Annotated in this window: 15 protein-coding genes; 12 read left to right on the plus strand and 3 right to left on the minus strand. The window is 68.8% G+C overall.

Going from position 1 to position 11,530, the window contains the following annotated elements; all coding sequences use genetic code 11:
- Window positions 1–43 precede the first annotated feature (43 nt).
- Complete coding sequence (locus ACWD5Q_RS34290) at window positions 44–544, minus strand: transposase domain-containing protein (RefSeq protein WP_451430985.1); 501 nt, start codon at window positions 542–544, stop codon at window positions 44–46.
- A gap of 26 nt (window positions 545–570) precedes the next feature.
- Window positions 571–723 (minus strand): hypothetical protein, encoded by a 153-nt coding sequence (locus tag ACWD5Q_RS34295; protein ID WP_451430986.1) that lies wholly within the window; start codon window positions 721–723, stop codon window positions 571–573.
- A 416-nt stretch (window positions 724–1,139) separates the two neighbouring features.
- Between ACWD5Q_RS34295 and ACWD5Q_RS34300 the strand changes: the two genes are divergently transcribed.
- The 12 genes from ACWD5Q_RS34300 to ACWD5Q_RS34355 all read left to right on the plus strand — a co-directional run bounded on the left by ACWD5Q_RS34300 (window position 1,140) and on the right by ACWD5Q_RS34355 (window position 10,890).
- Window positions 1,140–4,061 (plus strand): BTAD domain-containing putative transcriptional regulator, encoded by a 2,922-nt coding sequence (locus ACWD5Q_RS34300; RefSeq protein WP_451430987.1) that lies wholly within the window; start codon window positions 1,140–1,142, stop codon window positions 4,059–4,061.
- 673 nt (window positions 4,062–4,734) lie between these two features.
- The gene (locus tag ACWD5Q_RS34305) at window positions 4,735–5,247 is read left to right on the plus strand and encodes a methylated-DNA--[protein]-cysteine S-methyltransferase (protein WP_451430988.1); all 513 of its coding nucleotides are present in this window, start codon (window positions 4,735–4,737) and stop codon (window positions 5,245–5,247) included.
- A 49-nt stretch (window positions 5,248–5,296) separates the two neighbouring features.
- Window positions 5,297–5,788, plus strand: a complete 492-nt coding sequence (locus tag ACWD5Q_RS34310) for an RNA polymerase sigma factor (protein ID WP_451430989.1) — start codon at window positions 5,297–5,299, stop codon at window positions 5,786–5,788.
- Entirely contained in the window at window positions 5,785–6,402 is a 618-nt protein-coding gene (locus ACWD5Q_RS34315) for a methylated-DNA--[protein]-cysteine S-methyltransferase (RefSeq protein WP_451430990.1), read from the plus strand. Before ACWD5Q_RS34310 ends, ACWD5Q_RS34315 begins: the two co-directional genes overlap by 4 nt.
- Window positions 6,399–7,139, plus strand: a complete 741-nt coding sequence (locus tag ACWD5Q_RS34320) for a 2OG-Fe(II) oxygenase (protein WP_451430991.1) — start codon at window positions 6,399–6,401, stop codon at window positions 7,137–7,139. The genes ACWD5Q_RS34315 and ACWD5Q_RS34320 overlap by 4 nt, the downstream gene beginning before the upstream one ends.
- Window positions 7,136–7,426: an Ada metal-binding domain-containing protein gene (locus ACWD5Q_RS34325; protein ID WP_451430992.1), complete on the plus strand. Its 291-nt coding sequence runs from the start codon at window positions 7,136–7,138 to the stop codon at window positions 7,424–7,426. The genes ACWD5Q_RS34320 and ACWD5Q_RS34325 overlap by 4 nt, the downstream gene beginning before the upstream one ends.
- Complete coding sequence (locus tag ACWD5Q_RS34330; protein ID WP_451430993.1) at window positions 7,414–7,938, plus strand: hypothetical protein; 525 nt, start codon at window positions 7,414–7,416, stop codon at window positions 7,936–7,938. The genes ACWD5Q_RS34325 and ACWD5Q_RS34330 overlap by 13 nt, the downstream gene beginning before the upstream one ends.
- Window positions 7,935–8,606, plus strand: coding sequence for an alpha-ketoglutarate-dependent dioxygenase AlkB family protein (locus ACWD5Q_RS34335; RefSeq protein ID WP_451430994.1), 672 nt, complete (start codon window positions 7,935–7,937; stop codon window positions 8,604–8,606). Before ACWD5Q_RS34330 ends, ACWD5Q_RS34335 begins: the two co-directional genes overlap by 4 nt.
- A gap of 4 nt (window positions 8,607–8,610) precedes the next feature.
- Complete coding sequence (locus ACWD5Q_RS34340) at window positions 8,611–9,234, plus strand: DNA-3-methyladenine glycosylase I (RefSeq protein ID WP_451430995.1); 624 nt, start codon at window positions 8,611–8,613, stop codon at window positions 9,232–9,234.
- Window positions 9,231–9,590, plus strand: coding sequence for an AlkA N-terminal domain-containing protein (locus ACWD5Q_RS34345; RefSeq protein ID WP_451430996.1), 360 nt, complete (start codon window positions 9,231–9,233; stop codon window positions 9,588–9,590). The genes ACWD5Q_RS34340 and ACWD5Q_RS34345 overlap by 4 nt, the downstream gene beginning before the upstream one ends.
- A 77-nt stretch (window positions 9,591–9,667) precedes the next feature.
- The gene (locus ACWD5Q_RS34350) at window positions 9,668–9,895 is read left to right on the plus strand and encodes a hypothetical protein (RefSeq protein ID WP_451430997.1); all 228 of its coding nucleotides are present in this window, start codon (window positions 9,668–9,670) and stop codon (window positions 9,893–9,895) included.
- A gap of 401 nt (window positions 9,896–10,296) precedes the next feature.
- The gene (locus tag ACWD5Q_RS34355) at window positions 10,297–10,890 is read left to right on the plus strand and encodes a GNAT family N-acetyltransferase (RefSeq protein WP_451430998.1); all 594 of its coding nucleotides are present in this window, start codon (window positions 10,297–10,299) and stop codon (window positions 10,888–10,890) included.
- 10 nt (window positions 10,891–10,900) lie between these two features.
- On the opposite strand, the gene ACWD5Q_RS34360 is transcribed toward ACWD5Q_RS34355, so the two are convergent.
- Complete coding sequence (locus ACWD5Q_RS34360) at window positions 10,901–11,434, minus strand: ExeA family protein (protein ID WP_451430999.1); 534 nt, start codon at window positions 11,432–11,434, stop codon at window positions 10,901–10,903.
- Between the last annotated feature and the right edge of the window lie 96 nt (window positions 11,435–11,530).

The following is an 11,530-nucleotide window of genomic DNA, read 5'->3' on the forward strand; positions in this document are numbered from 1 at the left end:
ACGGCGGCCGCTCACCCCTTCTCATGTGCAGGCTAACAAGTCATCAGACCCCTTCATTCCGAGGCGAGTTGCAGCATTCTGTTAGGAGTTCTAAGCGGCGGCGTTCGCGTCGCTGTCCGGCACGTCCAGCAGCGTGCCGTCCATCGACAGCAGCCGCAGCCCCCGGCCAGAACGCCCCCGGGGTGGCGGCCGTACCGCAGGCACCGGCGACCTTGTCGAACAGCAGCCGCAGCGGGGCCTGGCCCAAGCGGCAGCGGGCCACCGCCAGCGAGCCCGCGTTCGCCGCACGCCGGCGCTCCCCGGCCCGACGCGGGATGTTCTCCACCATCTCCCGCAGCACCGGCGCGTAACCCTGGCCGGTGAACAGCCACATCGCCAACGTGAAGTACACCATCAGCGTCGAAGGCAGCGACCGCGTCCGCTCCTCCCGCACCCCGGCCTCCTCGACCGCCAGGTCCACCAACTCGGGCGTGAAGGTACGCGTGAGCAGCCCCAACCGCACCCGCTCCGGGTAACTCCCACCAGCAACATGATCACTCGGCACGAGACAGGTACTCTACCTGACCAAGATCAACTAATCGAACGACGTTGGCTGTACGCCGGGGAGACGACGTCGGTGCTGGACGACGGGGTGGCGGCGTGGGCGCCGGATGCCGTGAGGAGGCTGCCGGCCAGGGAGGCCGCAACGGCTGCCGAGACGGTGAGTGCCTTCTTGAAACTCATAGGCACCTTCCAGTGTCGACGCTTTCGCGTAGTTCGCGAGACCATTGAGCGTGAGCCTCGTTCCTCATACGGCGCATTCCTGCGTCGGTGACGAACTTCGGCTCAGATCGACCGTGCTGCCTCGACTGGGCGTGGCCGCTTGGCCGGTGAGAAGCTGCGGTCCTGTCAACCCATCGGTCAGCCATGGGCCTGGGCCACCGGTAGAGGTGACAGTGGCGACGGCCATCGTCGCGGCCACCACTGCTGCCTTGACCGAACGTTTGACTGCTGTTCCTTTCATCGCGCGGGAACGGCTGAGTGCCCCGCGGTGACGCTATGGACACGGGGCCGTCGGCCGTCCTAGATTCGTCCTAGTGCCAGGTCAGCCGGGGGATCGGCGCTGATCGTGAAGTGCCGGGGGGAACATGAGATTTGGCGTGCTGGGGCCGTTACACGCCCAGATCACCGGGCGCGAGGTCCGGCTCGACGGACCGCGGCAGGCCAAGATGCTGGCCGCGCTTCTGGTCGACGCCAACAACGTCGTCGCCATGGAACGGCTCGTCGCCGTGATGTGGGACGGAAAAGCACCCGCCACCGCGGTCCGTCAGGTCCAGGACGCTCTCTCCGGGCTGCGCCGCAACCTTGCCGCGTGCGGAGCACCCGGTTCCTTGATCAGCACGCGGCGCGGCGGCTACCAGATTCACCTGGCCCCGGATCAGCTCGACCTACTGGAGTTCGACCACGAGCGGCACCTCGCCGAACGGCACAAGGCCCCGTTCGAGACAGCTGTCGCACTGCGGCGGGCGCTGGCCTGCTGGCGCGGTAACGCCCTGGTCGACATCTCCAGCCGGGTCCTGGAACTCGATGCGGCACGGCTGAACGAGAAGCGCGCGGCCGCGCACAAACTGTGCCTGAGCATCGAACTCGACCTGGGGCGTCATCGTGAGGTCATCGAGGATCTGACCGCCCTGCTGCGCGAGCACCCCTACGACGAGCAAGTCGCCGAACACTTGATGGTCGCCCTCTACCGGAGCCAGCGACAAGGCGAGGCGCTGCAGGTGTACGAGCGGCTGCGCCGGACACTGGCAGGCGAACTCGGCGTCGACCCCACCCCGCCGATCCAGGCGCTGCATCTGCGCATCCTGGCCGCCGATCCCGCCCTGGCGGTCCCTGTCCCGGCGAGCGGCCCCTCGGACAGACGACCGGAAAGTCCTGACACGGCGGCCACCGAACCGGTCATGGCGATGCCGGTGCGCCAACTGCCGCTCGACGTGCCCGACTTCGTGGGCCGGGCCGATACGCTGGCCGAGGTCGCCCGATTACTCGACGGGTCGGCGCCGAACCAGGCCCCGGTGGCCGTCATCGTGGGCGGTCCCGGTGTCGGCAAGTCCTGTCTGGTGACACACGCCGCGCGGCTGGCGAGCGCCACCTTCCCCGACGGCCAGCTCTACCTCAACCTCGCCGCGACATCGGACGAGCCGCGGGACCCGGCGCTGATGCTGGCCGAGGCACTGCGTGCACTCTCGATCGCCGGCAGCGCGATCCCGGACGGCCTGTCCGAACGGGCCGCGCTCTACCGGTCGTTGCTGGTGGACCGCCGGATGCTGGTGGTGCTGGACGACGCCGGTCACGCCGATCAAGTGCTGCCGTTGCTGCCCGGGGCCGACGGCTGTGCCGTGTTGATCACCAGCCGCACTCTACTGACGCAACTTCCCGGCGCCCGGCACATAGACCTGGACGTGCTGAGCCCGGCGGAGGCGCGGGAGTTGTTCACCGGCATCGTCGGGCGGCGGCGGGTCGAGCGAGAACCGGCGGAGGCCGACGCGATCCTCGCCTGCTGCGGCAACCTGCCGCTGGCGATCCGGATCGCCAGCGCCAGGCTCACCGGTCGCCCGGCCTGGTCGCTGCGGGTGCTGCGGGAACGGATCGAGGATGAGTCCAGGCGGCTGGCCGAGCTGAGGATCGGGGATCTCAGCGTGCGAGCCAGCGTCGAACTCAGCTTGCGGCTGCTGCCGGCCGACGCGGTGCGCGCGCTGAGCCTGCTGGGGCTGCTCGGCGCCTACACCCTGCCCGGCTGGGTGGTCGGCCCGCTGCTGGACCGCTCGGACGCCGAGGAGGTGCTGGACACCCTCGTCGACGCCAGCCTGGTGCGGCTGACCGCCACCGACGCCATCGGCCAGCCGCGCTACCGGCTGCACGACTTGATCAGGACCTGTGCCGTGGAGATCGCCGCCCAGCTGCCGGCGGCGGACAAGCGGGACGCGATCATCCGGGTGCTGTCCGCCTGGCTCGAGCTGGCGGGGCGCGGCACCGATCGGCTGCCGGCCGGGCTGCTGGTCGGCGAGCCCGGTTCGGCGCCGCGCCGGTCGCTACCCGACGCGGTGGTGGACCGGCTGATGGCCGACCCGGTCGGCTGGTTCGACGTGGAACGCGATACCCTGCTCGGCGCGGTGAAACTGGCCGTGGACTGGGGACTGGACGAGTTGGCCTGGGAGCTGGCGGCCAGCACGGTGACCTACTACGACCACCGGTGCCTGTATCAGGACTGGGAGCACGGGCACCGGCTCGCGCTGGACGCGGCCGAGGCCGCTGGCAACGTGCGCGGCGCATCGGTGCTGCTGCGCGGACTAGGCCAGCTGCACATCTACCGAGACGAGTTCGACGGGGCGACCCGTGCCCTGGAGTCCTCCGTCGGGCTGTGCCAGGACGGCGGGGACAAGCGTGGAGAGGCGTTGTCGGTGGCGATGCTGGGCACGGTCAGCCGGGTGCAGGGCCGTTACTGCGAATCCGTCGATCGTGTCGAACAGGCGCTGGCCATCGCGGTCGGTGAGGGCGACCGGCACCTCGAAGCGCAGCTGTCCTGTTCGATGGCCGTCATGCGGCTCATGCAGGGCGAGCTCGACGAGGCGGAGTCCTGGTTCGGCGAGGCCTTGCGCCAGGCCACGGCGCTCGACGACGGGCATCGGGTGGCGGTCGTGCTGCGGCGGTTCAGCCGACTGCACGATCGGCGCGGTGATCCGGACGAGGCACTGCGCTGCCTGTGGCAGGCGTTGGCCACTTTCGAGGGACTGGCCGACGAGCGGTGCGCCGCGTACACGCTGCTGGAAGTCGGCCGCGTGTACGCCGGTCAGCACGACCGGGACCGGGCGAGCCCTGCGTTGGAACGCGCGGCGGACCTGTTCCACCGGCACGGCGACCGCCAGGACGAGGCCGCGTGCTGGCAACTGATCGGCGACCTGGACGCCGCCGCCGGCGTCCACGACCTGGCGCGCCAGCACCGCGGGCGGGCGCTGCGGTTATGGCAGACGATCGGTGACATGCACCAGACGAAGGCTGCAGCGCCACCGTCGTCGCCGTGACCTGGCTGGGTTCGCCGTGCCGTCTCGCGTGCGCTGCCCGAGAGCTTCGACGGCCCCATAGACAACGACATCGCACGGTCCCGGCGCACCACCCAGTACAGCGATGCCAGCGAGGGCACCTCTCCCCCGGCATCCTTCAGGTGCCGGTGCAGCACCGACACGTTCCCGCCCGCCTGCGCCAACACCTGCCACGGCTGGTCGGACAGCTCCAGCCGGGCCCGCGGCCTGCGCTCCACACGGCCCTCCGCCCCCGCCGCATCCAGCCACCGCCACACGTCCGCACACTCACCCCACCGACCTGGGCGCCCGCACACACATGCGCCGTAGTCAACGCGCCGGCCGCCGCATCGAGCTCCAGCAGCCGCGCCACCAACACCGGCCTGGACATTTTCAACCCCGCCGTGACCTCACCCCACACGCCCGGCTGCCCCGCCGAATAGCCTTCCGCCGCGGACACCAACACCCACCACCGTGCAGCCGCGCAGCCACCGAAGGATCAGAAGCGCCGTTCCCAAGACGGAGGCACGGGGTGGGGTGTACCGCCCCATGACAGCCACGCCCGCCGCAGATACCACCCCACGTCAGCGACCTGCCCTTCCCAGACACGACACCATCTGAAATCTCACGTTCTGCGGGCGGCGCACGTCTACCAGCCAGGAGAGGGGAAACGCAGATGAGCACTCGACACATCGTGATCGAGACCCACCTTGGACCGATCACGCTCGTCGCCAAGGGCGAGACGATTGCCGGCCTGTACTTCAGGCACCACGTCCGTCGGCCCTCGCAGGAGGCGTTCGGCCCCGAGGTGACCGAGTTGACGGACCCGCTGCTGAACGAAGCGGCCCGACAGCTGCGCGACTACCTGGCGGGACGACGTAGGCAGTTCGATCCCCCGCTCGCCGCCGAGGGCGACTCGTTCCAGCACGCCGTCTGGGACATCGTGAAGAGCATCCAGTGCGGTGACACGACCACCTACGGTCGTGTCGCCGAGCAGGTCGGAGACCGCGGTCTCGCGCAACAGGTCGGACAGGCCGTGGGTGCGAACCCGCTGTGCATCTTCGTGCCGTGCCACCGCGTCGTCGGCTCCAATGGTTCCCTCACCGGATACGCGGGCGGGCTGAAGCGCAAGCAGGCACTGCTGGAGCTCGAGGAGCCGACCGCGGTCAGCACCGGTCGGTTGTTCTGACCGGAAAACTCACGTTTGCCGCTGAAAGTACGTCTTCAATGGGATGGACATGAAACAACCGTTCGAGAACGTAGTCGCGCAGCACGGCGCAACCGTGCTGCGCGTCTGCCGGGTCGTCCTCGGCCCGCACGACGCGGACGACGCATGGTCGGAGACCTTCCTCTCCGCCATGCGCGCCTATCCCGACCTGCCTGAGACGGCGAACGTGGAGGCATGGCTCGTGACGATCGCGCATCGCAAGGCTATCGACGTGCTGCGTGTCGCGAAGAGGAGCCCCCTACCAGTCGACGAGGTACCGGAAGCACCGACAGGGCGGGGCATCCCGGACTCCGGGGACTCTGACCTGTGGGCCGCAGTGAAAGGGCTCCCGAGCAAACAGCGCCAGGCCGTCGCCTACCGCTATGTGGCGGGGCTGGCATACGCCGAGATCGCAGAGATCCTCGGCGGCAGCGTTGAGGCGGCCCGAAGAGCCGCCGCAGACGGGCTCAAGAATCTCAGGAAGAAATATCCGGGCGCGATCACGAAAGGAGCATCATCATGAACGACATTCGCAACGATGACGACATGACCGCCCTGCTGTCGACGCCCGTGGACGCCGACACTCTCAGTCGGCTCCACCGCCGTCTGGAGCAGGCAGCAGAGCGAGCCGATCTCGTCGATGTCGCCTACACCACCATCGACTCGCCTGTCGGCCAGTTGCTGCTCGCCGCCACCCCGAAGGGGCTGGTCCGCGTGGCGTACGCCAGCGAGGACCACGATCGGGTTCTGGAAGCCCTCGGCCAGAAGCTCAGCCCGCGTATCCTGCGCGCCCCGAAGCGGCTCGACGAAGCGGCTCGCGAGATCGACGAGTACTTCGCCAAGCACCGCCAGGTCTTCGACCTGACGCTGGATCTGTCCCTGTCTCGCGGATTCCGGCGCCTCGTGCAGGCGCATCTGCCCGAGATCGGGTACGGACAGACCCGCAGCTACCGGGACATGGCCGAGCTCGTCGGCAACCCCAAGGCCGTCCGGGCGGTGGGCACCGCCTGTGCGACCAACCCGCTGCCGATCGTCGTCCCGTGCCACCGCGTGCTGCGTACCGACGGCACGCTCGGCGGTTACATCGGCGGACTCGAAGCCAAGACCAGGCTGCTGAACCTGGAGGCCGCAGCATGAGCACCGCGAAGGCGGCCAGGGAGAATACGGACCGGTGGTACAGCCGCGTCGAGTCCGGCGACTGGGAGGCGATCACCACGGAGGTCAACGAGTACGGCGGCGCACTGCTGCCGCAACTGCTTACCCCCAAGGAGACCGTGGAGATCAGGGAGCTGTACGAGCAGGACGGCCTGTTCCGCAGCACCGTCGACATGGGCCGGCACCGCTTCGGTGAGGGACGGTACCGCTACTTCAACGCGCCGTACCCGGAACCGGTCGAGCGGCTCAAGCAGGCTCTGTACCCGCGGCTGCTTCCCATCGCCCGCGACTGGTGGACCAAGCTCGGCCGGCCCGCACCGTGGCCGGACTCGCTTGATGAGTGGCTTCAGATGTGCCACGACGCCGGCCAGACGAAGTCTTCGGCGATCCTGCTCCGCTACGGCGAGAAGGACTGGAACGCTCTGCATCGCGACCTGTACGGCGACCTCGTGTTCCCGTTGCAGGTCGTGATCAACCTCAACGAGCCCGGCGTGGATCACATGGGTGGCGAATTCCTGCTGCTGGAACAGCGCCCGCGCGCCCAGTCACGGGGCACGGCCACGCTGCTGCCGCACGGTCACGGATACCTCTTCACCACCCGCGACCGACCCGTCGAGTCCGCCCGCGGATGGTCCGCCGCACCAGTTCGACACGGCGTATCCGCCATCCGGTCCGGCGAACGTCACACCCTCGCCCTCGTCTTCCACGACGCCGCATGAGCAACGCAACAAAGACGTACACCCTTCTGGGGGCAGACGGCCGTCCCTGTCGGTCTGCGGTCAAGGGGCTGTGGGGCGGCCGCCGCGGCTCGAAGATCTACGGACGGCTCGACTGTCCCGACGCGCTGCGCGCCATCGCTCGCGGCGGCTATGTGAAGCACCGGGTCTTCTTCGCCGACGAGGCCACGGCGGTCGCGGCCGGGTTCCGCCCCTGCGGAGCCTGCTGCAAGGACCGTTACCAGAAGTGGAAGGCCGCCCGCGAGAACGGCGAACGATGGAAGCCCTGACCAGCCCCTTGCTGAAGGCGTCAGCGAGTTATGACGCGGACCTGACGGCCACGGATGCCGAGGTCGCGACCGTCATCAGAATTGCTCGCGACCGCCGTGCCCGCACTATCGTGATCGGCTCCGGCCGCACCCCTCACGCCCTTGCGACCTCACGCCTGATCGAATCGGCCTGGGATCGCACAGGAGGCGGAACTCTCGACACGGTCGCCTGGCCCGAGACCGGGGCCTCCTGGCTGCGCCACGCGTCACGATTCGCCGCCGCCAACCCCGACCTGTGGGTGATGGCCGGGCCGGCAACCGGCTGGGCACAGATGACCCGGCGGCTGCTGTGGTCGACTCCCTGGAGCCCCGAACGCACCCTCGCGACCGCCGGAATCGGCGATCCGCGTACTCTCGCACTCGTCGGCCTGACCCATCTGGACGGCCTGGCCGGTGCAAGCGCGGACGGCACCTCCTGGCTCGTTGCGCACGATTCCCTCGTGCACCTCACACACGCGCAGGGCAAGCGATGACAGCGCTGTTCACCCCGGAGCCCCCCGAGCGTGACGGGGGAGAAGTCGCCCCGGGCGCCACCCTCGTCCCCAACTGGCTGACGCGGGAACAGCAGAAGTGGATCGTGGATCAGTTCCGCGAGTGGGTGCAAGGCCCTGTCCCCATCCGCGCCGCGAAGGTCCGCGGACACGAGATGTCAGTGCGCACCGTATGTCTGGGCTGGCACTGGCAACCGTACAAGTACACGCGAGAGGCCACCGACGTGAACGGCGCCCGTGTCCTTCCGTTCCCCGACTGGATGATCTGTCTGGGACGGTATGCCCTCAAGGTCACTGGCCACGACGCAGCCGCGATCAGCTCCTATACGCCCGACACCGCGCTGGTGAACTACTACGACGCAAAGGCCCGCTTGGGGATGCACCAGGACAAGGACGAGAGCTCCCCCGCCCCGGTCGTATCGCTGTCCATCGGCGACAGCTGCACGTTCCGATTCGGCAACACGGAAAGCCGCGGCAAACCCTATACCGACCTGCTGCTGGCCTCCGGCGACCTCTTCGTCTTCGGCGGACCCGCCCGACTGGCCTACCACGGTGTCACCAAGGTGCACGAGAGCACCGCCCCCGAGGGATGCGGCATCAGTCGCGGCCGGATCAACATCACGATGCGCATGACCGGGCTCGCCGGGTGATCGAATGACACAGGATGCAAGCAACACCACTGTCGACCCCGGCGTCGTCGTCGGGGACGACGGGCTCGCCCGGCCCGCATGGGCAGCCGTTGCCCCTCTGCTGCGCGACTACTACGACACAGAGTGGGGCATGCCGGTCACGGACGAACGCGGCGTCTACGAGCGCGTCAGCCTCGAGGGATTTCAGGCGGGCCTGTCCTGGGCAACGATCCTGCGCAAGCGACCCGCATTCCGTGCGGCGTTCGACAACTTCGTCCCGGACGCGATCGCCGCGTACACCGAGACCGATGTCGAGCGGTTGATGGCCGACGCCGGCATCGTGCGCAACCGGCAGAAGATCCAGGCGACCATCACCAATGCCCGCGCCACCATCATGCTGCGTGAGGAGATGGGCCTGGCCGAGCTGGTGTGGTCCTTCCGGCCCGAGAGCACGCCCTGCCCCCGGACCTTTGCAGAGATCCCCACGAAGTCCGCCGAGTCCATCGCGTTGTCAAAGGAGCTGCGCCGACGCGGATTCGCCTTCGTCGGCCCGACCACCATGTATGCGCTCATGGAGGCGATCGGCATCGTCGACACCCATCTGCTCGGCTCGCATCGACGGGGCAGCTCTGGAATCTGGACATCGTGACCCTCCTGCACCTGATCCCGAACGGTCCCACCGACTTTGAGACCGCTCTACGGATGCCGGCTGCCCACGCGATCCCAGAAGCCGAAGAAGCCGACATCCCAGGCCGCGCCCACACCCGGCTTCTGCCCCACGCAGGAGGCCCTGCACGGGTGAAGACGACCTTCGCCGAGGACGGGGCCGTCGCCCAGCTCCCCGACGAGGTGCCTGACCCCGACGGCATGGCGGTCGCGATTCGACGCCGGCCGGACCTCGACACCGAAACCGCGCGGATCGCCGATCACCTCACCGCGGACCCGCTGAACCGGCCGCCGGCCGAGCGCCCGGCCCGGCATCCGGCTCATCGGCTACCCCGATGAGCTCGAGGCGGTGGCCGCGACGGTTTTCGGCCAGCAGGTCTCACTCGCCACGGCCCGCACCCTATCCGGGCGGGCTCGTGACCGCCCACAAGACGCCGATAGCCGATCTGCAAGCTCCCCCGGCACCACGGGACCTCGCGGCGAATCCCGACGCGGAACTGCAGGCGGCCCTCGGCCTCACCAGCGCGCGGACCCGCACGCTTCGGGCCGCCGCCGAGAAGTGGGCCAACGGATTCACGTTCGCGCAACTCACTGCCGCCGAGGCGCGCCGCGCCCTGCCCGCGCTCCCCGGCATCGGTCATTGAACCGCGGACTACCTCACCCGCGCGCGATGCAGCACCCCGACACCTTCGCTCCCGGTGACCTGGTTGCCCGCAGGGCGCTTGGAGCCGTCACCGATGACCAGGCGCGGACCATTGCTGCGGCGTGGGCGCCATGGCGCTCCCATGCGCTCATGCATCCGTGGGCGGACATCGCCTACGGCGCGGCCAGGACGGGACTGACACGAGCCTGAAGCCAGGCCCTAATCTCACGTTCCCGTGCGACCCGGCGTCTTCCAAGTGCCGGGAAGCAATCGCCCGGCATCGCTGACATCAGTCAGCCCAGCACGCCCGCGGCCGTCACGCGCCCGGCGGTCGCGGGCACCGCCGCTGCAGAAGGGCATTGCAGGGCCGATCTCTCCGTCGAGGTTTGGCATGATGCCCAGATGATCGTTCCGATACCTGCTGTTGTGCCCCCGGGCCGGATGAGCCGGACCGACCAGCCCGTGTTCGGCCTGGCCAATGGCCTTGAGCTGCGCCCTTGGCGCCCTGATGACGCCAGGGTCCTCGCGGACTCTTGCCAGGATCCGGACGTTCAGCGGTGGAACCGGCCGGGACATCTGTCGCTGGATGTCGCGCGCGAGCGGATCGCGCGATGGGGGAAGCGCTGGCGGACCGAGGAGGCGGCGATCTGGGCGATCGCCGAACCCGGGGGCGGTAGTCCGGTCGGCCTGACCGGACTGGCCGCCTTCGATCTCCACGGAGGCAGCGCCGAGTTCCTGTACTGGCTCCTTCCTGCCGGCCGCGGTCGCGGGGCCATGGTCGACGCGGTCGTCCGCGTCAGTCGTTGGGCCCTGGACGACCTGGGTCTGCATCGCCTCCGGATCACCCACTCCGTCGCCAACGCCGCCTCCTGCCGGGTGGCGGAGAAGGCGGGGTTCGCCCTCGAAGGCACCATGCGAAGCGCCCTGCTGCACTCGGACGGCTGGCATGACGAGCATCTGCATGCACGTGTCCAAGGTGACGCCTGGCCGTGGTGAGGTCACCCGGTCATTCTGCGGTGACTTCGGCGACGGCGGCTCTGGCGCTGGCCTCGTCGACGATGGACTTGTTGTCGGCGTAGGCGGACAGCAGGGCCTGGACGGCGAGGTTGTTGACGGCGCGGGGATAGCCGCGGGAGGTGTCGTGGATGAGGGTGATGGCGTCGTCGGAGAAGAGGGTGTCGGACCGGCCGGCGAGGGCGAGGTGGTGGGCGAGGTAGCTGGTGGTCTCCTCGCTGGTCATGGGTGGCATGTTGTAGCGGATGGCGATCCTTTGGTCGAGGGCGGCCAACATGCCGAGTTTGATGTTGCGCCGCAGGGTCGGCTGTCCGACGAGGAGACAGGCCAGGGGGCTGGTGGAGTCCATGTCGTGGTTCAGCATCCTGACGGCTTCGAGTTGTTCGTGATCAAGTAGATGGGCCTCATCGATGACCAGGACGGGGACCCGGCCCCGTTCGGCGTGTTCGGTGGCCAGTGCGTCTGCTGCCTGCGGGATCAGGGTCGAGCGGTGCGGCTTGGGGACGCCGCCGAGGCGGGTGACGATGGCCTAGATGATCTATTCCAAGGGGTCAGTGATCGAACGCGGTCAGCGAGCGTAGGACGTCTTGTCCGGTGTGGTCGTTGTGCCATATCGCCGTGG

The sequence above is a fragment of the Streptomyces sp. NPDC002513 genome (assembly GCF_053595355.1).

Coding starts and splice junctions, on each gene's coding strand:
- ACWD5Q_RS34295 (WP_451430986.1), bottom strand. CDS start 723: ATGAGTTTCAAGAAGGCACTCACCGTCTCGGCAGCCGTTGCGGCCTCC.
- ACWD5Q_RS34305 (WP_451430988.1), top strand. CDS start 4,735: ATGAGCACTCGACACATCGTGATCGAGACCCACCTTGGACCGATCACG.
- ACWD5Q_RS34310 (WP_451430989.1), top strand. CDS start 5,297: ATGAAACAACCGTTCGAGAACGTAGTCGCGCAGCACGGCGCAACCGTG.
- ACWD5Q_RS34315 (WP_451430990.1), top strand. CDS start 5,785: ATGAACGACATTCGCAACGATGACGACATGACCGCCCTGCTGTCGACG.
- ACWD5Q_RS34320 (WP_451430991.1), top strand. CDS start 6,399: ATGAGCACCGCGAAGGCGGCCAGGGAGAATACGGACCGGTGGTACAGC.
- ACWD5Q_RS34325 (WP_451430992.1), top strand. CDS start 7,136: ATGAGCAACGCAACAAAGACGTACACCCTTCTGGGGGCAGACGGCCGT.
- ACWD5Q_RS34330 (WP_451430993.1), top strand. CDS start 7,414: ATGGAAGCCCTGACCAGCCCCTTGCTGAAGGCGTCAGCGAGTTATGAC.
- ACWD5Q_RS34335 (WP_451430994.1), top strand. CDS start 7,935: ATGACAGCGCTGTTCACCCCGGAGCCCCCCGAGCGTGACGGGGGAGAA.
- ACWD5Q_RS34340 (WP_451430995.1), top strand. CDS start 8,611: ATGACACAGGATGCAAGCAACACCACTGTCGACCCCGGCGTCGTCGTC.
- ACWD5Q_RS34355 (WP_451430998.1), top strand. CDS start 10,297: ATGATCGTTCCGATACCTGCTGTTGTGCCCCCGGGCCGGATGAGCCGG.